The organism is Neorhizobium galegae (assembly GCF_017877055.1).
GTDB classification, from domain to species: domain Bacteria; phylum Pseudomonadota; class Alphaproteobacteria; order Rhizobiales; family Rhizobiaceae; genus Neorhizobium; species Neorhizobium galegae_D.
Window position 1 is genome coordinate 2,132,997 of record NZ_JAGIPG010000001.1, and the last position, 25,817, is coordinate 2,158,813.

Below are 25,817 nucleotides of genomic sequence, written 5' to 3' on the forward strand. Positions count from 1 at the left end.
CGATACACAGTTTTGTTGGCGTTGTGAATCCCGTAAGTCACACTTGCCGGAAACAGGTGACACTGGCGTGAAATAAACAGATAGCACTGCCGGAAACGACAAAGGGGCCGCAAGGCCCCTTTGTCGTTCATGGCGTTCGAACCGCGCCGATCGATCAGAACACGAATTCCTTGGCCTTGCGGAAGCCCGGAAGCGGCTTCACGGAGGCGTTGAAATAGGTGCTCTCGGAGATCGCACCCTGCTCCTTCACCAGCACCTTTGCCTGGGCGGCATTGCCATAACCGACGACCGCGACCAACCGACCGCCATCGCGCAGCTGTTCCAGAAGAGCGGATGGCACTTCCTCGACGGCGCCATTGATGAAGACCAGATCATAAGGGGCCTCGGCGGCAAATCCCTTTTCGAGCTCGCCGTTGACGATTGCAACATTGTCATAGCCGAGCGCGGACAGCGTTTCGGTTGCCTGCGAGGCCAGCGCCTCATCCGCCTCCAGCGAGACAACGGAGCCGGCGATCAGCGACAGGACGGCGGTCGCATAACCGCTGCCGGTGCCGATTTCGAGCACGACGTCATCCTTGGTGATGGCGGCAAGCTGCAGCAGCTTGGCAAGCGGCGAAGCCTCCATCAGGTAGCGGCGGGGAGCCACCTCGATATCCGTATCGATATAGGCGAGCGACTTTGCCTTGGCCGGCACGAAAGCTTCGCGCGGAACATTGTAAAAGGCCCGCAGAACCGAATGCGACGTGACATCGGTGGTGCGGATCTGATTTTCGACCATCTTCGTCCGTGCTGCTTCGAAATCCATCATCTCAGTCGCCCCAAATCACCCGGCGATGCGCCGGTCTACGCATGACCGTCTTACTGACGGCAAGACATGCTTTCAAGACACTGGCCGCTTTCGAAGCAAAAAAGCGGAGGAGAGCGTCTCGCTCTCCTCCCGCTCAACCGTGGGGGCGAGGCTCAAGCGTAGGCCGGCGGCGCTTCTTCCAGCTTGCGGATGGTCACGTAGTCCCGGCCATAGGAAGAGCGCAGGCTGTGGTCCTTGTCGAAGGCAGACTGCTCGGCGGAGGTCAGCGGGAACATGCCGTCGGCGAATGTGCCGGTGCCTTCGACCTCGTTGGTCGCCTGACGGTGTACGTTGATTATCCTGATGGTCATAACGCCTTCCCTCCGTTCCGCCCCATAATCGCTGAGCGGGCCTTTCTGTTCCGAGCCTAGGAGGAGAAGGTTAAAAAATTAACCATGTTGCAGCGCACACAAAAATGCGTGGTAAATGCTTGGTATCAAAGCACGTTTGGATTTGAGGAACCAGTCCGGGAAGAAGGGGGAATTGGAGGCCTCGCCGAGAATCGAACTCGGGTGCAAGGATTTGCAGTCCTCTGCGTCACCACTCCGCCACGAGGCCGTCCGAACGCATAAAGAGCGAGTGGTGTCGGGCGTTTAGAACGAATCGAATAACGGCGCAAGCGGGTTTGGGCCGATTGTCATTTTTTTCCTGCACGAGGCGAAAAAGGCCACCGCCGACAGGCGATAATCGCGTCCCAGCCCGGCGCCGGGCGTACGCCGGGACGAGCGCCGGGCGGCGTCCCGGGCGGGTTTCATAAAAAATTCACCAAACTCGCGGAACCAAATCCGTCCGGATGAGTTCTCCACGCCGCAATGCAAGGTGTGGACATGACGAGTAGCGTAACTGAAACAGATGATGCCGTGTGGAGTTCCCCAGTTAGAGTACGCGTTGGATACGGTTTCCCCGAAACGATCCACGGGCCAAAAGAAGCCCTGGAGTACCTGAACTGGCGCTGGCCGGTGCGCGAAGGCACCTATTACATCAAGGCCCTGAAGGAATGCGCCGCCTGCCTGCAGCGCAAGCTCCCCCTGGAAAAGGTGCGGGAAACCTTCGTTCTCGCCAGTATCGAAGCGAAGATGCTGAACTGACTTCGATCCGATGCGGGTCATGAGGCGGAATCTTCGACCGGCGATGGTTCAAAATGAAACTCGGTGTTTCTGACGCCGCGGCGGCGTGCGCAATCGTTGGTTCGCTTTCCGGCATTCTGCATGTAGGGCTGTTTTAAGCCCGCCGATCGCACGGCGGCGCTTACGCCGGCCAGTAGAAGTCGGAACGATAATCAACTGGAATGTCGGCCAATCCGACGATGGCTTCGGCCACGAAACCGATCTGCATGGCCAGATAACGGATTTCGCGCGGCACCGGTATGCCGGTTTCAATGTTTCGCGATTGCGCCAAGTCTCGTATCCGGTGGACCGGATTCGCCGCTCGGCCTCGCGAAGCACGTCGTCGCGGCTCGGCATGTTGCCCTCGGCCAGATCGGCAGGCTTCGCCACGCAGGCCGCAAGCCCGCCTTCGATCACTCTCAGACCCATGTTCACCCTCGTCTTCAATCCCGGGAGCAATCCTAGTGATTCGGGGAGCGATCCGCCAGAGTCTCTGCGGCAACACTCAAGTGGCGATAGCCCGGCGATTATGCTAAAATACTGTTGTCGTCGGGTGGGGGAGCACCGGGCGGCGAACATGCGGTAGGAGGAGACCGTGATGCAGTATCTGGAATTCATCACTACGCTCAATCCTGTGGTACTGGCGATCCTCGCGATCGTGCTGGCCTGCGGAGCGTACGATTATTGGGCACAGTCCTGATAGCCGACTGCCGGATCGCGTAGCCTTTTGATTTCATGAGAACGCCGGGCGTTCACGTTTCCGGCAGGTTGAGGCTCGCGCCTTTGCGAGGACACGGTTTGTTGCTATCCATGCCGCTCAATTGAAGCGGAATGGAGAAACGAAGAGTGAGTGCAGGCATCGAATTCGACGATACCTCAACTTCGCTGAGCGGCACGTTGCGCCAGCTCATCGACGGCATCACGGGTCAGTCGGTGACACTGCGCCAGTTGATGGATGCGGTCGGCGAACAAGGGCTGTTGCTCATCTGCGCCGTCGCCTCCCTGCCCTTCCTCCTCCCCGTGTCTATCCCCGGCGTCAGTACCGTGTTCGGGGCGGCGATCATCCTGATCAGCCTGGCGATTACCGCAAACCGCCTGCCGTGGCTGCCGAAGAAAATCCTCGACCGTGAGCTCGATACGAAGAAACTGCTGCCGGCGCTGGAAAAAGGCGTCAGCATTGTCTCGCGGCTGGACCGGTTCCTGAAGCCGCGCATCTCCGCCTTGACCACCGGGCGGCTCGTCAACCGGGTGAACGGCCTGGCGATCACGGTCGGCGGCGTGCTCCTGATGTTTCCACTGGGTCTGGTGCCCTTCTCCAACACGCTGCCGGCGATCGCAATCCTCCTTCTGTCGACCGGCATGATCCAGCGCGACGGGCTGGTCGTGCTCGGCGGCTACCTCTTCAACGTCGTGACGGTGATCTATTTCGCCGTGCTTGCCTACCTGGCGTTCAGCGCCGGCCAGGGTATCGCGTCGATGTTCGCCTGATCGGGCAGCCTTATCGCTGCTCGGCCTTGCGGCCCCGCCGCCTTGCCCACCAGAGGGCGATACGGCGCCGCTGGCGCCGTACGAACGGCAGATCGTGAGAGAGCACCAGGAAGCCCAGCGGCAGCATCCAGAAGCCAAGGATCGGCAGGAAGCCGAGCACACCGCCGAAAATCAGGCCGAGACCGACGATGACCCGGCCGATCCGCGAGCGCGGCATGGGAATCTGTACGCTGCCGAGCGCCAGCTTGCCGCTCTGCGGGTCCATTCCAAATCGCTTCGGCTTCCGTTCGCCTGCCACTCTCGATTATCCTCACCGGTTAAAGACCTAACTTTGCCCGGGAAATGGGGCTTTACCGGGGATAAAACAATCAAGTTTGATTTTTTTGCAAAAACCGCTTGGCAAAAGCGAAAAGCATTTGTATTACCCGCCGCACACGCCGCGACCCTTCGCGGATGATCCCTGGTAGCTCAGCGGTAGAGCATTCGACTGTTAATCGACAGGTCGCCGGTTCGAATCCGGCCCGGGGAGCCATTTTCAACAAAAGCGCGCTTTTTGGCGCGCTTTTGTCGTTTCCGGCCCGTGAATTCCGGCTTCTACCCCCGTCGCTGCCACAGTGGCCCGCACGGTATCGGCGTCCGGACCTCGATGAGATCGTGATTCTTCAGCATTCCACTCAGGGCCCGATCGCAATCGGGCTGCCGAACAAATCGGTGCCCGGTTCGCTCAGAGTTCCAAGACGAGATAGTCGTCATCGACGGAGATCTTGAAGACCTCCGCGCGATAGGTACCCTCGATGAGCCTGGCGCCGTGTTCCACGGCAACGTCGTAGCTTTTGACCTTGGTCCGCGCCGGGTCGCACCAGGATTTTCCCGAGCGCAGATCGAATTCCCAGCCGTGCCAGGGGCAACGCACCAGCTCGCCGTGACGGCTGAGCCGGACGACTCCAGGCTCGTCGGACTCGAAGAGCGAGACGAGCTTGCCCTTGCACAGGTCAGCCCCTTCGTGCGGACAGCGGTTGGCGATGGCCATGAACTCGCCCGCGACATTGAAGATCGCGATGTCCCGGCCTTCCACATGGACCAGCCTGGAAGCGCCCGGCACGATCTCGTCGGCGCGCGCGACCACGTGGCGAGCGGCCGGGCGCTTTTCCCGGGTCGGGTTCTCTATCGTGCTCATTTCAGGCCAAACAAGTCCACCGCATTGTCACGGAAGATCGCGGAGCGCTCGGCCGGCGTCAGCGGCACCTTGAACGCGAAGCGCGGATCGTCGAAATCCCAGTGCGGGTAGTCGGTCGAGAACATCAGCCGGTCGGTGCCGATCCAACGCAAGATATCGAGGAGATGCCGGTTGTTCTCCGGCTCCTCGATCGGCTGCGTCGTGTACCAGAAATTCTCGCGCACATATTCGGACGGCTTGCGCTTTACATGCGGAACCTCGTCGCGCATGCGCTTCCACTCGCGGTCGAGGCGCCAGACGAGCGACGGCAGCCAGGAGAAGCCGCCCTCTACGAGGACGATCTTCAGCTTCGGGAACTGCTCGAACACGCCTTCGAGGATCATGCTGGAAAGCACGGTCTGCAGGCTGTTGGAGGCTGCGTAGTGCTCTTCCAGATAAAACGAACTCCAGCCGGACGGCGTATTGGGGCGATAGCCGAAGGCGCTGGTATGGAGGCCGATGGGCAGGCCGTAATGCTCGGCCGCCTCGTAGATAGGCCAGTAGCGACGGCGGCCGCAGGGCTCCATCGTGCGCGGCGGCATGGCGATCTGCACGAAGCGGCGGTCCGTGACGCGCCGGTCGATCTCGGCGACCGATTCCTTCGCATCCTCCTGCGAGATGCAGATGGAGGCTTTCAGCCGCGGCTCCGGCCCCGCAAACTTGTCGATCTGCCAGTCGTTCAGGGCCGCGCAGAGCGCCGCGCCGAGTTCCTGGTTGAATGCCATGCTGCCGGCCGCGAGCGGCTGCAGGATGCCGTAGTCGATATTGCACTGGTCCAGCAATTGTTCCCGCAGGAAGGTAAGGTCCGACGCCGGTGGGCCACCGTTCGGTGGCCAGGAATCGCGGCGCATGCCGTTGCCCGGCGTCATGCGTGGATAGGGCAGCGTGCCGAGCAAGGGGTTTGCCGTGCGCACCGCGAAATCCCGCACATGTGTTTTCCAGCGTTCGGGCAGGTAGTCGAGCAACTGGTCCGGCCGAGAGAAAGCCGGATGCACGTCGCAATCCACCACGCCCTGCATCTGGGATTTTTCGGAGCTACGTTCGAGTACTGGGGTTTCCATGGATCAGCCTCCAAATCTCGGATAGGTGGCGAGAACGTTGTCGCGAAGGATTTTGTTCACCTTGGCTTCCGGCAGGCCCTCGGGCAGCACGTCCAGCCCCTCGAAATGCCAATGGGGATAGTCCGAGGAGAACAGCAGCATATCATCACTGAGCAAATGGTCGAGCGTCTTGGCGACGTCCTCGACATCGTCAGGGCCGTCGAAGGGCTGCGACGTCATGCGGATATGCCTCCTGATGATGTCGGCCGGCGCGTCCTTGACCCAGGGCACCTCGATGCGGGTGCCGCGCCAGTCCTTGCTCATGCGCCACATCAGCGCCGGCATCCAGGTAACGCCGGATTCGATCATCACCGCCTTCAGCTTCGGATATTTGACGAAGACGCCTTCGGAAATCAGGCTGGCGACCTGGGTGGAGAAACCCTGCGGCTGCACCACATGGTCCTCGATCAGGAAGGAGTGGAAGCCGCTATGGCTCGGGGCGTGGCGGAAGTTCGATCCGGCGTGGATGCCGATCGGCAGGCCGTATTTCTCGGCCGCCTCGTAGATCGGCCAATAGGTGCGGCGGCCGAGCGGCAACTCGGTCATGGCAAGCGTCAGGACCTGCACGAAACGCTTGTCGTCGGCCCGGCGCTCGATCTCCTCGACCGCGGCCTCGACATTCTGGAACGGCACCAGCATCGATGCCCTCAGCCGGCTATCGCGGCTCAGCCATTTGTCGGCGAGCCAGTCGTTGGTGGCGCGGCATATGGCGGCTGCGAGGTAGGGATCGAACAGGGCGTGAGCGCCTGACACCACGTTGAGGATGGCGCCTTCGAGGCCGAGCGGGTCAAGCAGGTTCTCCTGCATCTGCGCGAGCGGATCGCCGCTCCACGTCCAGTCGGGCCGCATATAGGGACGCGTGCGCTCGGGGTACCCCATCAGCTCCAGCACATCGACTTCGCGTGAAGTCACGATCTCCTGCCAGTAGTCGTCGAGGTATGGAAGCAGGTCGGCACGACGCGGTGTCGGCGGATGGACGTCGCAATCGATCGCCCCGGCGGTTTCGAATCTAGCCATTTTCGTATGCGTCTCGCTCATCGTTGACATCTGTGCTGCTTTCCTGAGCCCGGCTCATGCCGCCTGTGCGCCCATCTTTTCCTCGCGGATGAAATCCGCCGCCTTTTCTGCGATCATCACGGTCGGGGCCTGGGTATTGCCGGATACGATGGTGGGCATGATCGAGGCATCGACGACGCGCAGGCCGGTGAGGCCGTGAACTCTCAGCCGATCGTCCACCACCGCCATGCGGTCGCGCCCCATCTTGCAGGTGCCGACGGGGTGGAAGGTAGTGTTGAGGGTCCGGCGCGCATAATCGAGCATGTCGTCGTGGGACTGCACGGCTGCAGTCGGCGCAATTTCCTCGGGCTCGAAGCGCGCCATGGCGGGGCTCGCGGCGATCCTCCGGACAGCCTCGATCGACCGTATCAGGATTTCACGGTCGGCCTCCTCTTTCAGGAAATTATGCAGGATGCGCGGCTGGGCCGAAGGATCGCTCCCCGCGACATGGCAATGGCCGCGGCTTTCCGGCCTGAGGATGCAGGCCGACGAGGTGATGCCCGGGAACGGATGCATGGCGCCGCCGAAACTCGGCGAGGTGGAGCCGGAGACATGGATCTGGATTTCCGGCGCCGGCGCATCCGGCGAGGTTTTGAGGAAGACGCCCAATAGCGTCGGCGAACCGCCGAGCGGCCCCCGTTTGGTCGCAAGATACTGCATGCCCAGCAGCATCCGGCCAAGCCGCGTGCCGGCGCGGGTATTCAGCGTGTGGGTGTTGTGAAGACGGTGCTGTATCCTGATGTGCCAGTGGTCCTGCAGGTTTTCGCCGACACCCGGCAATGCGTGAAGAACCTCTATTCCGGCAGATGCAAGCACGTCCGGCGCGCCAACGCCGGAGCGTTCGAGAATGGCGGGCGAGCTATAGGCTCCTGCGCACAAAAGGACTTCCCGCCCGGCCTTCGCCTCATGGGCCTGGCCGTCCAGGCTGAACACGACACCGCTCGCCCGGCTGCCGTCGAAAGTGACGCGATCGACCAGTGCGCCGGTGACGACGGTCAGGTTGCGGCGTTTGCGGACCGGATCGAGAAATGCGCGGGCGGTGGAGTGGCGCACGCCATTCCTGATGGTTGCGACGAAGAAGGCGACACCTTCATTGTCGCCGGAATTGTAGTCGTCCGCAGCGGGGATACCCTGCTCTATCGCCGCCCGGCGATAGGCTTCCAGGGCCTCCCAGCGCACATTGGGATCGGAAACCGCCCATTCGCCCTCGGTGCCGTGCGCCTCGGAATCGCCCCGATGGAACGTTTCGGAGCGCTTGAAATAGGGCAGCACGCTTTCCCACGACCAGCCGCGATTGCCGAGCTGCGCCCACTGGTCGTAGTCGTAGGCATGGCCGCGCACATAGATCAGGCCGTTGATCGCGGAACTGCCCCCGAGCATTTTTCCGCGCGGCAGCGCCAGCCGGCGTCCGTCGAGATAGGGCTCCGGTTCGCCCTTGTAGAGCCAGTCATATCGCGGCCTGCCGATGAGATAGGCGAGACCAAGCGGCATGTCGACGTAGAAACCCCGCCCCTCGCCACCGCCCTCGATCATCAGTACCTCGACCGTCGGATCCGCCGACAGCCGGTTGGCCAGAACGCAGCCTGCCGTGCCGCCGCCCACGATGACGTAGTCGTAGGTACGGGAATGCTCGAACGCACCCATGGTCTCTCCTCCACTTCCCGCAACCGGCACCGCCGCCTGCCTCGCGGTTACGGCGCCGGACCAGGCACCGAAAGAGCAAAGGACACAGCGGCCGCGCCATCGCAGCCTCCCATACAACCATGGCACATGGCCCGGTGGGAAGGAAGTCATTTGCTGCAAAAAACGAATGCAAAAGTATACATCGGCCTCCTGCTGCTGTAGGTTTTACCCACGGCAGGCTGCCGCAAATCGGGAGGAGGAAGCCAGATTGCGGGCGTTGTGTATGCATCACCAGTCTTGCCGGCAGGAGTTTGTTTCATCAATTCGTTTCATTGGGGAGGAGCCCAAAGATGAAGAAACAGCAGGACGGCATGCCGTCGATCATTCATGACAGCAGGATCAACCGGAGAACGCTTCTGGCGTCAGGTGCTGCGCTGGGAGGCGCGATGCTTTTGCCCGGGCAGATTTTCGCCCAGGCGACGCCGCCCAAACCGGGCGGCACCTTGCGCATCGCCATGCCGTTCAACCCGGCCGCACTCGACCCGATGACCGGTCGCAACGTGCCGGACTTCAACGCGCTCTACGCGCTGTTCGACGCGCTGATCGCCTTCGACCCGGCAACGCTCGAGCTGAAGCCGATGCTCGCCAAGGATTGGAGCTTCACCGATCCCACGACACTGGTGCTCAACCTCGTCGATGGCGTGAAATTCCATGACGGCACGCCTTTCAACGCCGAGGCCGTAAAGTTCAACCTCGACCGTTTCATCAGCGACCCGCGCTCCAACGTGAAGTCGGACCTGGTTTCGGTTGCGTCGGCGGCGGTCACCGGTCCCAGCCAGGTGACGATCAAGCTCAAGCAGCCGAACTATTCGCTGCCCACCATCCTGACCGGCCGCGTCGGCTGCATCGTCTCGCCCGCCTCCATCACGTCGGCGGCCGACGGCAATGTCGACCGCAAGCCCGTCGGCACCGGACCAATCAAATTCGTCGAATGGCGCGACAACGACCTGATCAAGGTCGCGAAGAACCCCGACTACTGGCAGAAAGGCCTGCCCTATCTCGACGGCATCGACTTCCGCATCATCAACGAACTCAATACCGCCGCCCGCACGGTGACGGCCGGCGAAACCGATCTCGCGCTCAACATGGCCGCGCAGCAGATCGCGACGGCCCGCCGGGTGCAGGACCTGACCGCCGAAGCCAATCCTTCGATGATCTTCTTCACCCTGATGATGAATTTCGCCAAGCCGCCGCTCAACGACGTACGGGTCCGGCAGGCGATGAACTATGCCATCAACCGTACCGAACTGAATCAGGTCCTGATGCTTGGCCTCGGCGAGCCGACCTCGACCATGTTCCCCAAGGATTTCTGGGCGGTGGATGCCGGAACGGCGCAGTTCTACCAGCACGATCCCAACAAGGCGCGCAGCCTGCTGGCAGACGCCGGGTATCCGAAGGGTCTGGAAGTCGAGACCTGGAGCTGGCCGGACCAGACGTCGATGCAGCGCATGGAAGTGGTCGGCAACCAGCTCGAACAGGTCGGCATCCGCCTCAAGGTCACTCCCTCGCCTCCGCAGGTGGTCAACCAACGCTTCTACATCGAGGGCCAGGGCGCGATGATCCTCAATCCGCAGGGCGGCTGGCTCGATCCAAGCCAGACCTATGAGCGGCTGTTCGGGGCGACCGGCCAGTTCAACGCCGGCAAGATCGAGGACCCGCAATTCCGCAAGCTGCTGGACGCGACCGGCACCTCGGCCGATGCCGGCGAACGCAAGAAGGCATTTGCCGCGCTCCAGCGCTTCGTCGTGGAGCAGGCACTGCATCTGCCGCTGGTGACCTCGGCCGCCATGTCGATCCGCAACAAGAAGGTCAAGGATTTCAAGTACGACCGGCTGCACTCGCCGCGGTTCCATCGCGTTTGGCTCGACCAGACCGCGTGATCCGTAGCCAGGACATGTTAGACGCAACAAAACAGCCCGGCCGTGAAGCCGGGTTGTTTCGCATCCAAAATCGGGATTACCGCCGCTTGATGGTCGGATCGAGAAGCACGCGGATCGATTCGCCGAGCGTGTTGAAGGCGAGCGCTGTGAACAGGATGGCGAAACCCGGCGCGTACATCTGCTCGGGCGCCACCTCGACATAATGGTAGGCGCGCGCCAGCATGCCGCCCCAGCTCGATTCAGGCGGCTGGACGCCGAGCGACAGGAAGCTCAGTCCGGCTTCCGCCAGAAGCGCCACGGCCAGCATCAGGGTCACTTCGACGATCACGGGCTGGATCGCATTGGGCAGGATATGGCGCAGGATCAGATGCAGGCGTGACGCGCCGAAGCCGACGGCCGCCTCGACATAGAGCGCATTCTTCACCACCAGCGTCTGGGCCCGCATCGTGCGGGCAAGCACCGGCGCGAAGGCGAAGCCGACGGCGATCATCGCATTGGTGAGGCCGATGCCGAGCGCGCCGGTGACGGCGACGGCCAGCACGAGCGGCGGAAAGGCCAGCACGCCATCGATGATGCGGCTGCCCACTTGGTCGATCCAGCCGCCGACAAAACCGATGAAGACGCCGAGCGGCACGCCGATCGCCACGCCGATGCCGACAGCAAGGCTTGCCGCATAAAGCGCATTGTAGGAGCCGTATATCAGCCGGCTCAGCGTATCGCGGCCAAGATCGTCGGTGCCGAGCCAGTGCGCGCCGCTCGGCGGCGCCAGAAGGTCCATCAGGTCCTGCTTGTTGGGCGCATAGGGCGCGATCACCGGCGCGAAGATCGCCGCCAGAACCAGAACGGAGAGGTAAGCAAGACTGATCAGCGCGCGCTTGTCGGCCCATAGCCAGGCCCAGAAACGGAAGCGGGCGGGAGGCGGCAGGGTGGCCCTGGTTGCCGGCACGGCAGCGGTTTGGGTCATCGCGGTCATGTTCATATCGGTCATGTGGAGGCTGCCACTCTGGGATCGAAAGTCGCGTTGAGCACGTCGACCAGGAGATTGGTGAGGATCACAACGAGCACGAGCACGAGCGCCACGCCCTGTACGACCGGAAAATCCTTGTTGAGCGCCGAATAGCTGATCAGGTTGCCGACGCCGGGGATAGCGAACACGGCCTCGATGATGACGGCGCTGGAAAACAGCCGGTTCACCTGCAGGCCGGCAATCGTCAGCATCGTCGCCGCCACGTTGCGAAGCCCATGCTTCCAAAGGATGGCGCCCGAACCGAGCCCCTTGGCGCGCAGCGTGCGGATATATTGCGAGCCCAGAACCTCAAGCAGCGCGCTGCGCACCTGTCTCGCCAGAACCGCGACCACCCCGGTCGAGAGCGCTATTGCCGGCAGGGTCGCATAATAGAGCGCTTCCAGCGGTTTTTCGAAAATGGAAACGGCGCCGGTCGCCGGGAACCAGCGATAGCCGAGCGAAAAGAGCGTCACCAGAATGATGCCGAGCCAGAAATTGGGAACCGCGACGCCAAGCGAGGCGACGCTGGTGATGGTCTTGTCGAGCGTGGTGCCCTGGCGGGTGGCGGCGAGAATGCCGAGCGGAACGCCGATCGCTGCGCCGAGAACCAGCGAATAAAGCACCAGCAGGATCGTATGCGGCAGGCGCGAGAGGATCAGCCGCAGAACCGATTCGTTCGAAAACAGCGAATGACCGAGATCGCCCTGCACGGCATTTCCCAGCCAGAAGAAATATTGCACCAGCATCGGCCGGTCGAATCCGTAGATCTGGCGGATTTCCGCAATCCGTTCCGCCGTCGCATAGTCGCCCGCGATCATCATGGCCGGGTCGCCGGGCATCATGTAGACGAGGGAAAACACCACGAACGTGGCCACGATCATCACGGGCACGAGCTGCATGAGCCTTTGCGCAATCATCCCGGGGACGCCGTACATCATCGATACTCCGTCAATCTGCAATTGACGCCGGCCAGTCCAAGGGCCCGCGCGGGAACACCGGATGCGCATAAACACTGCCTTCCGATGCGGGGAAGCAGGGCAGGCAAACCCTGCCCCCGCTCCGATTCCGGGCAACGCCCCGATGCGACGGTCGCATGGGCGCATCGCATCACTGGCCTCAGGCCTCCATCCACACCTTGTGGAAGCGCGGGCGCTGCAGCAGGCTGAAATTGAAGCCGTGCACCTTCGGCGTGCGGATGATGATGCCGGCCGACGAGAACTGCGGCAGGTGCAGCGCGTTTTCCAGCACGAAACGCTGCATCTTGAAGAGCACATCCTTGCGCTTGGCGTTGTCGAACGTGTTCATCGACGCATCCATCAGTTCGCGATAACCCGGCAGTTCGATCTTCGCCGCGTTGCGATAGGCCGTCGCCGAGAACTGACGGTCGTAGGCCGTTGCCGGATCCGGAAGACCGCCGGTCGGGGTCATCAGCATCTGACCCTTCTTCTCGGTGAGGAAATATTGCATCGTCTGCGCCGGCTGCGCCGGAGTGACCTTCAGCCGGATGCCCGCCTCGGCAAGCTGGGCGCCGAGGACTTCCTGGCGCTGCACCGCCGCCTGGTCCGCCCAGGTGAAGGTGGCGATCTCGATGCCGTTTGCAAAACCTGCCGCCTTCAGCAGCGACTTGGCGCGGTCGAGGTCCAGCTTGTAATAGTTTTCGGTCGCGGGGTCGTTGGCCCAGAAGCCCGACGGGAACATGCTGCAATGCCCGCCGCCAAGGCCGCCCCAGAGGACCTGGTTGAGCACCGGCCGGTCGAGCGCCCAGTTCATGGCCTGCCGAACGCGAACGTCTTTCAACGGCCCCTCACCATAATTCAGGAAAGCCGTGTAGTAGATCATCGACGGCGTCGCTTCGGCGACCAGTTTCGGGTCGCGCTTGGCGACGGCCATCTGCTGTGCGCTCATGTTGAGGACGATATCGGATTCACCGGCGGTCACCGTGCGGACAGCCGTGTTGAACTCGTTGACGATGCGCATGTCGACGCCGTCGAGGTAGGGCTTGTCACCCCAGTAGTTGGCGTTTTTCACCACCTTGATCAGGGTGTTGTCCTGCCATTCCACGAACTTGAACGGCCCGGTGCCGACCGGCGCGCGATCGACATTGCCACCTGCGGCAGCCTTGACCGAAGCGGGCGACACGATGAGGCCGGCGCGGTCGGTGAGGATCGCAGGCAGGGTGGCGTCCGGATATTTCAGCTTCAGCGATACTTGGTAGGGGCCGGTCGCCTCGACCTTGTCGATGACAGCAAGATCCGACTTCACGTTCGAGCGATCGTAGGTGCTGCAGCGCTGCAGGTGGAAGACCACCGCCTCGGCGTTGAACGGGGTGCCGTCATGGAATTCGACGCCCTGGCGCAACTCGAGAACCAGCGTGGTGGGGTCGGTGAACTTCCACGACGTCGCCAGCATCGGCTGCAGTTCGAGCGTCTGCGGATCAAAGCCGATCAGCGCGTCGAACATCAGGAGAAGCGCGTTGAAGTCGGGATTGTTGCGGCCCGTCAGCGGGTCGAGTGCCGCCGGATTGAACGGCATCACGGCCCTCAGCGTCCCGCCGGATCTCGGCTGTGGGGCCTGAGCCCGCGCCACTGCCGGCAACAGGGCCAGGCCGCCCGCGGCAGCCGTACCGGCCAGCAGCGAACGACGGGTAATATCCGGTGTCTTTCCAAATAGATTTGTGGTCACGTCTTCTCCTCCATCATCCATGACCGGCCGTGCTCGACCGCTATATCAGCGTCACATTATGTCAGCGCCCTGTGTGGGCGGTGGCGCTTTGATGAGCGCCGTCCCGTCCCGCGAGATCAAGACTTCTCCTCTCCTTTTCGCCAAGCATTTCCTCGGCGAAATGGCATGCAACATGCCGTCCAGGCAGCAATTCGCGCTGCTGTGGCTCCTGCGTGCGACAGATGTCGCGCACCCGCGGACAGCGCGTGTGGAAACGGCAGCCGCCCGGTGGCGCGATCGCGCTTGGTATCTCCCCCTGCAGGATGATTCTCTGCCGGGCATCAGCTGCCGCCGGGTTGATCTCCGGTTCGGCCGAACGCAGCGCCTCCGTATAGGGATGCAGCGGCGTTTCGATCACGGCATGGGCGGGGCCGAACTCGACGATCTTGCCGAAATACATCACTGCCACGCGGTCGCTGATATGGCTGACAACCCTGAGATCATGGCTGATGAAGACGTAGGTGAGGCCGAACTGCTCCTGCAGGCGGGCGAAAAGATTGAGCATGTCGGCCTGGATCGACACGTCGAGCGCCGCAACCACCTCGTCGCAGACGATCACGTTCGGATCGAGCATCAGCGCACGCGCAATGTTGGCGCGCTGCTTCTGGCCGCCGGAAATCTCGTGCGGATAGCGGTTGGCCATTTCGGCCGCCAGCGACACCCGGTCCAGCATCGCGAACGCCTTTTCGCGCCGCTCGGCCTTCGTCCCCTCGCCCGCGATGTTCAAAGGTTCGCAGATGCTCTGAAGGATGGTCATGCGCGGATCGAAAGCCGCATTCGGATCCTGCGAAACGATCTGATACTTGCGCCGATGACGGTTGAGTTCGCGTCGGGAGAATTTGAACGGATCGACGCCGTCATGCAAAACCCCGCCGCCACTTGGGCTGAGCAGGCCGACGAGACAGCGGCCGAGCGTCGATTTGCCGGAACCGGACTCGCCGATCACACCGAAGATCTCGCCCTGGCGGACGCTGAAGCTGACGCCGTCAACCGCGCGGATCAGCGAGCCGCGCCGGGGATTGCCGAAGCTGACATGCAGGTTGTCGACCTTGAGCGCGGTCTGATCCGAAGCAGCGCCGGCACTCATGCTCCTACCCCCCTCAATTCGAGTTCGTCCCAACGGTTGCAACGCACTTCCCGGCGATCGACGCCCTCGATGCACTCATTCTCTATGCTCTGGGGCAGTTCGCAGGGCTGCATGGAATAGGAACAGCGCGGCCCGAATCGACAGCCCTTCGGCATGTGGCGCAGGGACGGAACACGGCCGGCGATCGAGGGCAGCGTGCCCCGCGCGCGGTTGCTGTCGGGGATGGAATGCAGAAGGCCGGCGGTATAGGGGTGGCGGGGGCCGGCGATGACGTCCCTCACCGGGCCACCTTCGACGACCTGCCCTGCATACATCGTCACCATCCGATGGCAGCTCTGCGCAACCAGTCCGAGATTGTGGGTGATGAACATGATGGCGGTGCCCGTGCGGTCGGCAAGGCCCAAAAGCAGGTCCATGATCTGCGCCTGGATCGTCACGTCGAGGGCCGTGGTCGGCTCGTCGGCGATCAGCAGGCGCGGCTCGCAGACGAGCGCCATCGCGATCATCACACGCTGGCGCATGCCGCCGGAAAGGTTCATCGGGTAAAGCGTGGCGACCCGGCGCGGCGATGCGATGCCGACCGAATCCAGCGCCGCGATGGCGCGTTCCGCCGCCTCCCGGCGATCCAGCTTGAAATGCCGCCGAAGGGTTTCTTCGATCTGGTAACCCACGGTGAATACCGGGTCCAGCGCGCTCATCGGCTCCTGGAAAATCATGCTGATGTGCCGGCCGCGAATACGATTCATCTGCGATTCCGAACAGGACACCAGGTTCTGCCCGCCGAACATGATCTTGCCGCCAAGGCGCGAATCGCGTGGCGGCAGGAGGCGCAGGATCGAGAGCGCGGTCATCGACTTGCCGCAGCCACTTTCGCCGACGACGCCGAGAATTTCCTTCGGTTTTACCGAAAGCGAAACATTGTTGAGGACTTCGACCCAACCCGATTGGTCACGCAATGACAATGTCAGGTTCTGGATATCCAGAAGCGTGTCCTGACCGGCCACCATGGTCTCGGCAAGCTGCTGCATGCGGCCCTGATCCTCCTATCGGCCCGCCGCCCGCGTGGTCAGCATGTGACATGCAGGCGGCTAGTTTGCATTCTCCTCACCGCGCCAAAGACCCCATCAGGGATCCTGATACGCGATGCAGACTCCTCCCGAGAGCCTAATCGTGTATACATTACACGTCACGTTGACGAAAGCCAGAATGAAAATTGTCGTCCGTCGGCGCGGTCGCGATCACGCTTGCGAACGCGCGGGGTGGGTGTTGCTTCATTTTGCGGGCGGGCCGATGCCGACTGGCCGACCTTGACCGGCGACCCCGCTCAACTCGGCCGTCATCTCAGGCTTTCGCGGATCGCCTCCCAGCTCGCCGCATCGGGCGCCAGCAGCAACCGCCCTTGCGTCATCGCGGGGCGATAGGGCTCGCCGCTCAGGAGGCCGCTATAACCGCCGGCTTCGCGGTGGATCAGTTCGCCCGCCGCGTGGTCCCATGGCTTCATGTCGGCATTCAGTGAGAAGGTCATCGCTCCAGTCGCCACCATCCGGTATTCGAAAGCGGAGCATCGCCATGTGGTGGTGCGGCCGAAGCGCAGAAGCCGCGGCGCGAACGCCGCCTGCTCTTGCGGCGAAAACATATGCAGCGGCACGAAGCCGCTCATCTCGCCGACCGGAACCGCCGCGGCAACGCTGAGGCGGGTGCGTGCGCCGTCACGGGCGATATGCCAGGCCCCCTCGCCCGGCCGGGCCACGAGAAAATCGCCCGTCACCGGATAGTGGACCAGCCCCGCGACGGTTTCTCCGCCGGAAACGACCGCCACGATCATGCCGAACAGCGGCACGCCATGGGCGAAATTCCAGGTGCCGTCGACGGGATCGATGATCGCCGCGAGCTTGGCATCCGCCAGGCGGTCGAGCAGCGTCGGATCGGCTGAGACTGCCTCCTCGCCAACGATCAGCGCCTCGGGAAAATGTGTGGAGAGTGCTGCGGAAAGCCGGCGTTCCGCACCCAGATCGGCATCGGTGACGATGTCGTCCGGGGCGGTCTTGGCGCGGATGCCATCCGCCGTTACGCCTAGGAAACGGGGCAGAACCTCCGCCTCCCCCGCCTGGCGCATATCCTCCATCAGGGACTGGAGCACGGCCTCTGAAATGATCGTCATGCCTGGCGGGCCTTTATGTAGGATTTTAGTACGGCGGGCTGGTCCGTCTGGATAACGCTGATGCCCGCCTCCATCAACCGACCCCAGATCAGATCGGGATTGGCAAGAGCCGCACTGTCCGTCCACTCGCCGCTGCCCGGCTGGTCGAGCGTGTTGACCCAGAGCGCCATGCGGGCCCTCGCGAAAGCCTCGCGATGATGAGCGATCGTTTCGAGACTGTCGAAGCGGATTTCGCACATGAAGGGCGACAGGTTGGCGAGAACCGCAAGCGAGTCGCCGATGTTTTCGGCGGTGAAGCGCGCCATGCCCATGAACGGCACGCCGTCGATATTCTGGTCGCGCACCCAGTGGACATCCGCTAGGCTGTGGACCTTGGTCTTGAGATCGACGCCGGCGTGGGCGCCCATCTCGCGGGCGCAGGCGGCGACTTCCGAGAAAAGCCCGCGGTCCTTGAGATCGAGATCGGCGAAGATGCGGCCGCGCATGATCTCCAGCGCCTGTTTCAGGGTCGGAATGGGCTGGTCGCTGAAAGCACGGCCTTCGCCGCCATCGTCCTCGCGCAGCATGATCGCCTGCAGCTCCGCCATGGTGAAAGTCTCGGCATCGCGGTCGATGCCGGCCATGCGTTCCAGCGTATCGTCATGCATCAGGAAAAGCTGGCCGTCGGCGCTCTTGCGCACGTCGAGTTCGACGATCTCGCAGCCGAGCGCAATGGCGTTTTCGATGGCCGCCAGGCTGTTTTCCGGCGCGCCATGCCAGGCGCCGCGATGGGCAACGACGGCACAGCTGCGTGCCGGATCGGCGATGAAGTCTTTGTAGTTCATGAGGGTTTCTTTCATTAGGCGCCCTTGGCGCCGGGCTTTCATTGGGCGCCGAAGGCACCGGGTATGGCCCGGCCCGTCGCTACATCGAAGAGATGCAGTCGCGAGGTCGGGAAGTTCAGGAGAAGTTCGAGCCGGTCGGCGATATCCGCACCGAAGGGCGTCGCGACGCGGACGATCGAGCCGCCGAGATCGGCGGCCAGCACCGAATGGGAACCGAGATCCTCGCGAAACCGGAGTGCCGCCTTGACCGCATGGCCGTCCGCCTTGCCGTCCACGACGATGTCCTCGGGCCGGATGCCGAGCTGATAGGCGCCGGTCAGCGGGGCGTTCGCCACCACCTGGCCGTCGGCGAGCCTCAGCGCCGATCCGTCTCCGGTCACGGGCAAAATATTCATCGGTGGTGCACCGATGAACTTGGCAACGAAGACCGAGGCCGGATGGTGGTAGATCGCCTTCGGCGTATCGAACTGCTCGATGCGGCCCTTGTTGAGAATCATGATGCGGTCGGCGAGCGTCATCGCCTCCACCTGATCGTGGGTGACGAAGACCGTGGTGGCGCCGATGCGGCGATGCAGGTCGGCAAGCTCGACACGCATGTCATGGCGAAGCTGCGCATCGAGGTTCGACAGCGGTTCGTCGAACAGCAGTACGGCGGGTTCGCGGACGATGGCGCGGCCGATCGCGACGCGCTGGCGCTGGCCGCCGGAAAGCTGTCCCGGCTTGCGATGCAGATAGTCGGCGAGGCCGAGCATCTTGGCGACCGCGGCGACCCGCTCGGCGCGCTCCGCCTTCGCCATGCCGGCGACTTTGAGGCTGTAGGCCATGTTCTCGAACACACTCATATGCGGATAAAGCGCATAATTCTGGAACACCATGGCACAGCCGCGATGTTTCGGTTCGAGGTCCTGAACCTCGCGGGCGCCGATCAGGATCTTGCCGCCGCTCACCCGTTCGAGCCCGGCGATCATCTGCAGAAGGGTGGATTTACCGCAACCGGACGGACCGAGCACGACGGTGAATTCGCCGGCCTTGAGCTCGACATCCATCGGCGGGATAACCACCGTCTGGGGATCATAGGCCTTGGTCAGGCCTTTGACCGTGATGCTCGCAGCGGCGGCGCGGATGGCTGTATCGATGGCGTTCATCGCTATTTCTCCGAAAGCACGAGGCCCTGCACCAGATACCGCTGCAAGAGCGCGATCATCAGGAGGGGCACGAGGGAAACGATCACGGCACCTGCCATGATCATCGGAAAGTCGGGCACTTCGCCGTCCGAATCCGGCAGCAGGCGCGCCAGGCCGACGAGGGCGGTCTGCATGTCGGGCGTCGACGAGGCGACGAGCGGCCAGAGATACTGCGTCCAGCCGCTCAGGAAGGTCAGCACGAACAGCGCCGCGAAACTGGTGCGCGACAAGGGAAGAAGGATGTCGAACATGAAGCGCACCGGGCCTGCCCCATCCATGCGGGCGGCCTTGAACAGGTCTTTCGGCAGAGTGAGAAAGAACTGGCGGAACAGAAACGTGCCCGTGCCATGGGCGACAAGCGGCGCGATCAGGCCGAAATGCGTGTTGAGCACGCTCAATTCGAGCTGCACCGGCGCGCCGAAAGCCTCGGCGATCAATCCGTTGAGGCCGGTGACGTCGAGCAGCGCGTTGACCGGCGAGAACACGTTCGACGCCACCTGATAGGTGGTGATGACGCGGATATCGACCGGCAGCATGATGGTGGCCAGGATCAATGCGAATGCGATCCCCGCCCAGCGGATGCGGAAATAGACGATCGCATAGGCCGACAGGAAAGACAGGACGCAGGTGGCAATCGCCAGGCTGAATGCCACGGCGAGGCTGTTGAGCATCTGAATCGGGATGCGCGTCTCAGTGAAGATGCGCGCCACGTTGTTGAGGAACTGGTCGCCGGGATACCAGGCAAGCCCGTTGCGCAGCAGAAATTCGTAGGATTGCGTTGCCGTCGCCAGCGTCAGGTAGAGCGGCCCGAGAATGTAGAGCATTCCAATAAGCAGGATCAGGCTCGCGGCGATATTGAGGGAGCGTGCGTTCTCGATCATCTGTCAGCGCTCGTAGTTGATGCGCCGGCCGAGGAAGACGAACTGGGCGGCGGTGAGAAGGATGACGAAGATCATCAGGATCGCGGTCTGGGTGGAGGCGCCAGAGAGATCGTAGCCGCTGAAGCCGTCCTTGTAGATCTTGTAGACAAGCAGCGTGGTCGCTCCGCCGGGGCCGCCATGGGTGATGGTGTCGATCAGCGCGAAGGCCGAAGTGACACTTTCGGTGAATTCCAGCACCAGCGTCAGGAAGAGCTGCGGCATGATCAGCGGCAATTGCACGTCAAAAATCCGCCGCCAGGGCCCTGCCCCATCCATGGCCGCCGCCTGATGCATGGTGCGCGGGATCGATTGCAGCCCGGCCAGAAGGATGACGAAATTGAACGGGATGCCGCCCCAGACATGCGCGGCGATCAGGGTGATGAAGGCATCCGTGCCGTCGATGCCCGGTGCCCAGATGCCCGGAAAAGCCTTGTTGAGCGGCGCCAGGATGCCGACGAACGGATTGAAGACGAAGGCGAACACCACGCCGATCGAAGCGCCCGCGACACCCTTCGGCCAGACCAGCACGTTGCGGGCGGGCAGCGACAGGCGGACCTTGCGGTCGGCGGCGACCGCGAGGATCAGCGGGATCAGCACGGCGAGCGACGATGCGGTCACCATGAAGATGATGGTGCGCCAGCCAGCCTGCCAGAATTCCCGGTCGGACAGGACACGGGCGAAATTGTCGAGGCCCACGAACATCGAACCGCCGCCGAACGGCTGCTCGAGAAAGAAGGACCAGTAGAAGGCCTGAAAGATCGGCACGTAGAAGAAGAGGACGATCAGCAGCATGAACGGCGCGACCAAGAGGATCGGCAGCCAGCGATTGCTGAAGAGTGTGGATTCGGAGGTCATGAGAACAGCCCGCAGTGAGGGACAAGCACGGACGGGACTTGCGTCCCGTCCGCCCGGATCAGGCTTGGATCAAGGCAGCTTGACGCCCTTGTAGGTCTGCTCGAAGCGGCGCAGCAGCTCGTCGCCACGCTTCTTGGCGTTGTCGAGCGAGACCTGCATGGTCTGCTGGCCGCCATAAGCCTTCTGGGTCTCTTCCATGAAGATTTCGCGGAACTGCACGTAGAAGCCGAGACGAATGCCGCGGCTGTCTGCGGTCGGCGGCTGGTTCATCGACTCGATGCCGATGGCGGCAGTCGCGTATTTCGCAGCCTTGGCGTCGCCGCTCTTGTTGATCGCGTCGAGCACATCGTTGGTGACGGGCACGTAGCCGGTCGCCGCGGTGAACGCCATCTGCTGTTCCGGCTTGCGCAGGAAGTCGAGGAAGGCCTTGGCGCCATCGACTTCAGCCTGGTCATGGCCCTTCATGACGTAGATCGAAGCGCCGCCGACCAGCGTGTTGTGGCGCTCGTAACCCTTGTACATCGGCGCCATGTTGACGGTGATCTGGTACTTGCCGTCAAAAGCCTTGGTGGAGGCGGCGTAGGAGCCGGAGGAGCCTTCCATCATCGCGCATTCGCCGGCGTTGAAGGCGGCGGTGTAGTTCCCGGCCTTGGTGTCGGCATTGAGCTTGACCAAGCCTTCTTTGCGCCAGTCCACCAGGTTCTGGAGGTGCTTGGCGACGAAGGTGGTGTTGAAGACATATTCGGCGTCGAGGCCGTCATAACCATTGTGCCTGGAAGCGATCGGCAGGCCGTGGCGGGCGGAGAACTGCTCCAGCACGCGCCAGGTATCGCCATCGGTGACGAACGGACATGCATGGCCGGCAGTCTTCAGCTTGCGGGCCGCATCGATCACCTCTTCCCAGGTGGTCGGGGTCTGGGTGATGCCGGCTTTTTCGAGCTCGGTCTTGTTCGTATAAAACAGCAGGGTCGAGGCATTGTAGGGCTGCGCGAACAGCTTGCCGCCGGACGTTTCGTAATAGGCACGGGCACCGGCGATATAGCTGTCCCACTTGACGTCGGGCAGGATTTCCTGGACCGGCACGACGGCGTTGGACAGCATCAGGTCGAGCGTGCCCGCGTCGAAGAACTGGATCAGCACCGGGTGGTTCTTGGCGCGATAGGCGGCGATCGCCTTCTGCATCGACACTTCGTAGCTGCCCTGGCCGACGCAGGTGACCTTGTGCTGGGTCTGTGCGGCATTGAAGGCGTCGCACTGGGCCTTGATCGCGGTTTCGACAGGACCGGTATTGCCGTACCAGAATTCGATATTGGCGGCCTGCGCGGAACACGCACCCGCCATCAGGGCGGCCGCGGCCGCCAGAATGGAAATCTTCATAATTGCCCTCGCCTGTTGGGATCGGCCGAGTGAGCTCGGCATCGGAACGACAGGATTACTACACTTTACGTGTAACAATTAAATGACGGTCGGAAGCCCTTGTCGCGAAAGGGATTTCCAGCTAAGCAGGGGAAAACGTGAGGTCGGCGGCGGTATGCAACCGTGATTATTACACCTCTCTAGTAATTGTGAGCGACGGAGGTGTATCCGGTGGCGTATTTTCCCGAGGCTCTGATCTCGCCGCAATTCCTGCGCACAGGCGAAAGCGGCGTCGTCTCGCCGAACGAGCGCAACCTGCTCAAACTCATCTGGCGTTATCCCGGCCTTTCCCGGTCCGAAGTGACGGCCCATACCGACCTCACCCAGCAATCCGTCTACCGGATCATCGACCAGCTCACGGAGCGCGGCATCGTCTCGTTCGGCTCTCCGAAACCGGGCGTCGGCCGCGGGCAACCGAGCCCGACGCTCAGGCTCGACGGTCGATACGCCTATTCCTGCGGGATCTCGGTCAATACCGATGTCATCGGTATCTGCCTGATGGACCTTGCAGGGAATGTTCTGGCTGAAAGCAGCGTGACGCTGCGCGGGCATACGATGGCGCAATCCCTCGATCTGGTCAGAGAACGGCTCGTGGAAGCGCAGAAACTCAACGACCTATCCCCGGAGGCCCTTTTCGGCATCGGCTTTGCGATCGCCGGCTTTCATGTCGGCGGAACCCGCTATAACGCACCCCTTCCGCTCCATGAATGGTCGCTGATCGAACTCGGTCCGCTGTTGGCGGAATTTTTCGGCAGGCCGGTCTGGGTTCACAATGGCGCCAATACCGGCGCAATCGCCGAAGCCATGTTCGGCGTCGGGCGTCATATCAAGCATTTCGCCTATTTGAGCTTCAACTACGGTTTCGGCGGCGGACTGATCAGCAACGGGGAACTGCTGCTTGGCGGCAATGGCAATGCCGGGGAGTTTTCGGGCATCTATGACGAGGAGGAAAACCAGCGGCGGCCGGCGCTACAGTTGCTCATAGAGCGGCTCGCTCGCAACGGCGTCGATGTCCCGTCGATCACCTACATGCGCAGACATTTCGATCCGCAATGGCCAGGTGTCGCCGAGTGGGTGAATGAGGTCACGCCGGCTTATAACCGCTTGGTCAACGCCATCTGGGCAATCTTCGACCCGCAGGCGATCGTTTTCGGCGGCCAGGTGCCGCCACATCTGGCGCAGATGATGATCGATCGAACCCGCATTTATGACCGACCGCGCTATGGCGTGCCCCGCCCCAGCCCCAAGCTGATCATCTCGGAAATCGCCAGCGACGCATCGGCGATGGGCGCCGCGATCACGCCGTTCCACTCGACCTTTTACTGACGCGGGCGGCCCGTCTACCTCTCGTGCGCCCGGATCACCTTCAAAAAGGCATCCCCGTAACGCTCGAGCTTCGACTGTCCGACGCCGGAAATGGTAAGCAGCGCGTCGCGGTTCGTCGGGCGTTCGGTCGCAAACGCGATCAGCGTCGTATCCGGAAAGACGACGTAGGGCGGCACCGCAAGCTCCTTGGCGATCGCGAGGCGCGCGACGCGCAGCGCCTCGAAGAGTTCGGCGTCGGCTCCCTCCAGCGCGGACCGGGCGTTTGCCGCACTCGGCGACGCGCTTCTCGACGCCTTGCCGGTCGTCGGGCGGTCCTTGCGGAAACGCACCTCGCGTTCGTGCTTGAACACGGCGCGGGCCTCCGGCTCCAGCTTCAGAGCGCCGAAGGCAGCATGATCGACGCTGACAAGGCCGGCGGCCAGCAATTGACGGTAGACGGACTGCCAGGTCTTTGACGGGATGTCCTTGCCGACACCGAAGACCGGCATGTCCGCATGGCCGAAGCGGGTGGTCTTTTCATTGCGGTTGCCGAGCAGCACATCGATCAGGTGGCCGGTGCCGAAACGTTCGCCGGTCCGGTAGATCGCCGCCAGCGCCTTGATGGCGGCCTCCGTCCCGTCCCAGGTTTCGACGGGTTTGAGGCAGGTGTCGCAATTGCCGCATTGGCCGCCATGCGCCTCGCCGAAATGCGCCAGGATTGCCTGCCTCCGGCAGCCGGGCGTTTCGCAGATGCCGAGCAGCGCATTGAGCTTGGCGCGCTCGACCCGCTTCACATCGTTGCCCGAAGTGCCTTCGTCGATCATGCGGCCGCGCTGGATGACATCGGCCATGCCATAGGCCATCCAGACGTCGGACGGCAGCCCGTCGCGCCCGGCGCGGCCGGTCTCCTGGTAATAGGCCTCGACGGAACCGGGCAGATCGAGATGGGCGACGTAACGCACGTTCGGCTTGTCGATGCCCATGCCGAAGGCGACGGTTGCGACCAGGCAGAGATCCTCCTCCTTCAGGAACGCGTCCTGGTTGGCGTCGCGGATGCTGCGGTCCATGCCGGCGTGATAGGCAAGTGCGCGAACACCCTGCCCGTTCAGCCACTCCGCGGTGTCCTCGACCTTTGCGCGCGACAGGCAATAGACGATACCGCTCGACCCCTTGTGGCGGGACAGGAAACGCAGGAGCTGTTGGCGCGGCTGATCGCGCTCGACGATCTCGTAGGCGATGTTCGGACGATCGAACGAGGTGGTGAACACCTCTGCGCGCCGCAGGCCGAGCTTGTCGATGATGTCTTCGCGGGTATGCGGATCGGCCGTTGCCGTCAATGCCATGCGCGGCACGCCCGGGTAAAGCTCGGCGAGATGGCCGAGCTCGCGGTATTCCGGGCGGAAATCATGGCCCCATTGGGAAACGCAGTGGGCTTCGTCGATCGCAAACAGCGCGATCTTCGCATTGCCGATCATCTCCTTGAAGGCGGGCGTGACGATGCGCTCGGGCGTCACATAGAGAAGATCGAGATCGCCATGGGCGATCGCCCGGCGAACATCCAGGAACTCCTCCCGCGTCAGCGAGGAATTGAGCGCGGCGGCCCGCACGCCGAGCTGTTTCAGCGCCTCCACCTGGTCGCGCATCAGCGCGATCAGCGGCGAAACGACGATGCCGACCCCATCGCGGCAGAGGGCGGGGATCTGGAAGCAAAGCGACTTGCCCGCTCCGGTCGGAAACAGCACCACGGCATCGCCACCGGACACGACCTGTTCGACGACCGCGGCCTGCTTGCCTCGGAACGATGAATAACCGTAGACGCGCTTCAGCACATCGAGCGGGTTTTTCGTGCCATCGTTGTCGAACAGGGGAGCGAGGTGGTTTTGGGTGGGCTGCATGGAATCGCTTTCATGAGAGAGCCTGGACTATGGCACAGGTCCAGCGCCCGTCGCGAGTATATGCGAA

The 25,817-nt window shown here is 62.7% G+C and carries 24 protein-coding genes and 2 tRNA genes; 5 read left to right on the forward strand and 21 right to left on the reverse strand.

Annotated features, from left to right (window positions below; all coding sequences use genetic code 11):
* Positions 1–154: 154 nt before the first annotated feature.
* The 3 genes from J2857_RS10060 to J2857_RS10070 form a co-directional block, all read right to left on the reverse strand.
* Entirely contained in the window at positions 155–808 is a 654-nt protein-coding gene (locus J2857_RS10060) for a protein-L-isoaspartate O-methyltransferase family protein (protein ID WP_210009931.1), read from the reverse strand.
* 152 nt (positions 809–960) lie between these two features.
* Positions 961–1,158, reverse strand: coding sequence for a hypothetical protein (locus J2857_RS10065; protein WP_210009932.1), 198 nt, complete (start codon positions 1,156–1,158; stop codon positions 961–963).
* 173 nt (positions 1,159–1,331) lie between these two features.
* A tRNA-Cys gene (locus J2857_RS10070) sits at positions 1,332–1,405 on the reverse strand.
* A 269-nt stretch (positions 1,406–1,674) separates the two neighbouring features.
* On the opposite strand from J2857_RS10070, the gene J2857_RS10075 reads away from it, so the two are divergent.
* On the forward strand, positions 1,675–1,935 hold the full coding sequence (locus tag J2857_RS10075; protein ID WP_210009933.1) for a DUF982 domain-containing protein: 261 nt from the start codon (positions 1,675–1,677) through the stop codon (positions 1,933–1,935).
* 160 nt (positions 1,936–2,095) lie between these two features.
* Here the strand turns inward: J2857_RS10075 and J2857_RS10080 are convergent, their stop codons facing one another.
* The gene (locus J2857_RS10080; protein ID WP_210009934.1) at positions 2,096–2,245 is read right to left on the reverse strand and encodes a hypothetical protein; all 150 of its coding nucleotides are present in this window, start codon (positions 2,243–2,245) and stop codon (positions 2,096–2,098) included.
* 539 nt (positions 2,246–2,784) lie between these two features.
* Between J2857_RS10080 and J2857_RS10085 the strand changes: the two genes are divergently transcribed.
* Positions 2,785–3,441, forward strand: a complete 657-nt coding sequence (locus J2857_RS10085; protein ID WP_210009935.1) for an exopolysaccharide biosynthesis protein — start codon at positions 2,785–2,787, stop codon at positions 3,439–3,441.
* Positions 3,442–3,451: 10 nt separating this feature from the next.
* On the opposite strand, the gene J2857_RS10090 is transcribed toward J2857_RS10085, so the two are convergent.
* Entirely contained in the window at positions 3,452–3,706 is a 255-nt protein-coding gene (locus tag J2857_RS10090; RefSeq protein WP_245363241.1) for a hypothetical protein, read from the reverse strand.
* A gap of 192 nt (positions 3,707–3,898) precedes the next feature.
* On the opposite strand from J2857_RS10090, the gene J2857_RS10095 reads away from it, so the two are divergent.
* Positions 3,899–3,973: transfer RNA gene (locus J2857_RS10095), tRNA-Asn, on the forward strand.
* A gap of 192 nt (positions 3,974–4,165) precedes the next feature.
* Here the strand turns inward: J2857_RS10095 and J2857_RS10100 are convergent.
* The 4 genes from J2857_RS10100 to J2857_RS10115 are packed head-to-tail and all read right to left on the reverse strand — an operon-like array spanning position 4,166 to position 8,457.
* On the reverse strand, positions 4,166–4,618 hold the full coding sequence (locus J2857_RS10100; RefSeq protein ID WP_210009937.1) for a Rieske (2Fe-2S) protein: 453 nt from the start codon (positions 4,616–4,618) through the stop codon (positions 4,166–4,168).
* Positions 4,615–5,718, reverse strand: coding sequence for an amidohydrolase family protein (locus tag J2857_RS10105; RefSeq protein ID WP_210009938.1), 1,104 nt, complete (start codon positions 5,716–5,718; stop codon positions 4,615–4,617). The genes J2857_RS10100 and J2857_RS10105 overlap by 4 nt, the downstream gene beginning before the upstream one ends.
* Positions 5,719–5,721: 3 nt before the next feature.
* Positions 5,722–6,774: an amidohydrolase family protein gene (locus J2857_RS10110; protein WP_210009939.1), complete on the reverse strand. Its 1,053-nt coding sequence runs from the start codon at positions 6,772–6,774 to the stop codon at positions 5,722–5,724.
* A 54-nt stretch (positions 6,775–6,828) separates the two neighbouring features.
* Entirely contained in the window at positions 6,829–8,457 is a 1,629-nt protein-coding gene (locus J2857_RS10115; protein WP_210009940.1) for a GMC family oxidoreductase, read from the reverse strand.
* 329 nt (positions 8,458–8,786) lie between these two features.
* On the opposite strand from J2857_RS10115, the gene J2857_RS10120 reads away from it, so the two are divergent.
* A complete protein-coding gene (locus J2857_RS10120; RefSeq protein WP_210009941.1) occupies positions 8,787–10,376 on the forward strand; it encodes an ABC transporter substrate-binding protein in 1,590 nt (529 codons plus the stop codon).
* Positions 10,377–10,452: 76 nt separating this feature from the next.
* On the opposite strand, the gene J2857_RS10125 is transcribed toward J2857_RS10120, so the two are convergent.
* The 11 genes from J2857_RS10125 to J2857_RS10175 all read right to left on the reverse strand — a co-directional run bounded on the left by J2857_RS10125 (position 10,453) and on the right by J2857_RS10175 (position 22,511).
* Positions 10,453–11,364 carry an ABC transporter permease gene (locus J2857_RS10125; RefSeq protein ID WP_245363061.1) on the reverse strand — a complete coding sequence of 304 codons (912 nt, stop codon included), beginning with the start codon at positions 11,362–11,364 and terminating at the stop codon, positions 10,453–10,455.
* On the reverse strand, positions 11,361–12,320 hold the full coding sequence (locus tag J2857_RS10130; protein WP_210009942.1) for an ABC transporter permease: 960 nt from the start codon (positions 12,318–12,320) through the stop codon (positions 11,361–11,363). Before J2857_RS10130 ends, J2857_RS10125 begins: the two co-directional genes overlap by 4 nt.
* A gap of 178 nt (positions 12,321–12,498) precedes the next feature.
* Entirely contained in the window at positions 12,499–14,064 is a 1,566-nt protein-coding gene (locus J2857_RS10135) for an ABC transporter substrate-binding protein (protein ID WP_210009943.1), read from the reverse strand.
* A 61-nt stretch (positions 14,065–14,125) separates the two neighbouring features.
* Positions 14,126–15,190: an ABC transporter ATP-binding protein gene (locus J2857_RS10140; RefSeq protein ID WP_210009944.1), complete on the reverse strand. Its 1,065-nt coding sequence runs from the start codon at positions 15,188–15,190 to the stop codon at positions 14,126–14,128.
* On the reverse strand, positions 15,187–16,218 hold the full coding sequence (locus tag J2857_RS10145; RefSeq protein ID WP_210009945.1) for an ABC transporter ATP-binding protein: 1,032 nt from the start codon (positions 16,216–16,218) through the stop codon (positions 15,187–15,189). The genes J2857_RS10140 and J2857_RS10145 overlap by 4 nt, the downstream gene beginning before the upstream one ends.
* Positions 16,219–16,526: 308 nt before the next feature.
* On the reverse strand, positions 16,527–17,351 hold the full coding sequence (locus J2857_RS10150) for an inositol monophosphatase family protein (RefSeq protein WP_210009946.1): 825 nt from the start codon (positions 17,349–17,351) through the stop codon (positions 16,527–16,529).
* Positions 17,348–18,175: a glycerophosphodiester phosphodiesterase family protein gene (locus J2857_RS10155; protein ID WP_210009947.1), complete on the reverse strand. Its 828-nt coding sequence runs from the start codon at positions 18,173–18,175 to the stop codon at positions 17,348–17,350. Before J2857_RS10155 ends, J2857_RS10150 begins: the two co-directional genes overlap by 4 nt.
* A 38-nt stretch (positions 18,176–18,213) precedes the next feature.
* Positions 18,214–19,320 (reverse strand): ABC transporter ATP-binding protein, encoded by a 1,107-nt coding sequence (locus tag J2857_RS10160; protein WP_210009948.1) that lies wholly within the window; start codon positions 19,318–19,320, stop codon positions 18,214–18,216.
* A 2-nt stretch (positions 19,321–19,322) separates the two neighbouring features.
* Positions 19,323–20,240 carry an ABC transporter permease subunit gene (locus J2857_RS10165; protein ID WP_210009949.1) on the reverse strand — a complete coding sequence of 306 codons (918 nt, stop codon included), beginning with the start codon at positions 20,238–20,240 and terminating at the stop codon, positions 19,323–19,325.
* A 3-nt stretch (positions 20,241–20,243) separates the two neighbouring features.
* Positions 20,244–21,134 carry a carbohydrate ABC transporter permease gene (locus tag J2857_RS10170; RefSeq protein ID WP_210009950.1) on the reverse strand — a complete coding sequence of 297 codons (891 nt, stop codon included), beginning with the start codon at positions 21,132–21,134 and terminating at the stop codon, positions 20,244–20,246.
* Positions 21,135–21,203: 69 nt separating this feature from the next.
* Positions 21,204–22,511, reverse strand: coding sequence for an extracellular solute-binding protein (locus J2857_RS10175; protein WP_210009951.1), 1,308 nt, complete (start codon positions 22,509–22,511; stop codon positions 21,204–21,206).
* Positions 22,512–22,721: 210 nt separating this feature from the next.
* On the opposite strand from J2857_RS10175, the gene J2857_RS10180 reads away from it, so the two are divergent.
* Positions 22,722–23,876, forward strand: coding sequence for an ROK family transcriptional regulator (locus tag J2857_RS10180; RefSeq protein WP_210009952.1), 1,155 nt, complete (start codon positions 22,722–22,724; stop codon positions 23,874–23,876).
* Positions 23,877–23,890: 14 nt separating this feature from the next.
* On the opposite strand, the gene recQ is transcribed toward J2857_RS10180, so the two are convergent.
* A complete protein-coding gene (gene recQ / locus J2857_RS10185; RefSeq protein WP_210009953.1) occupies positions 23,891–25,750 on the reverse strand; it encodes a DNA helicase RecQ in 1,860 nt (619 codons plus the stop codon).
* Between the last annotated feature and the right edge of the window lie 67 nt (positions 25,751–25,817).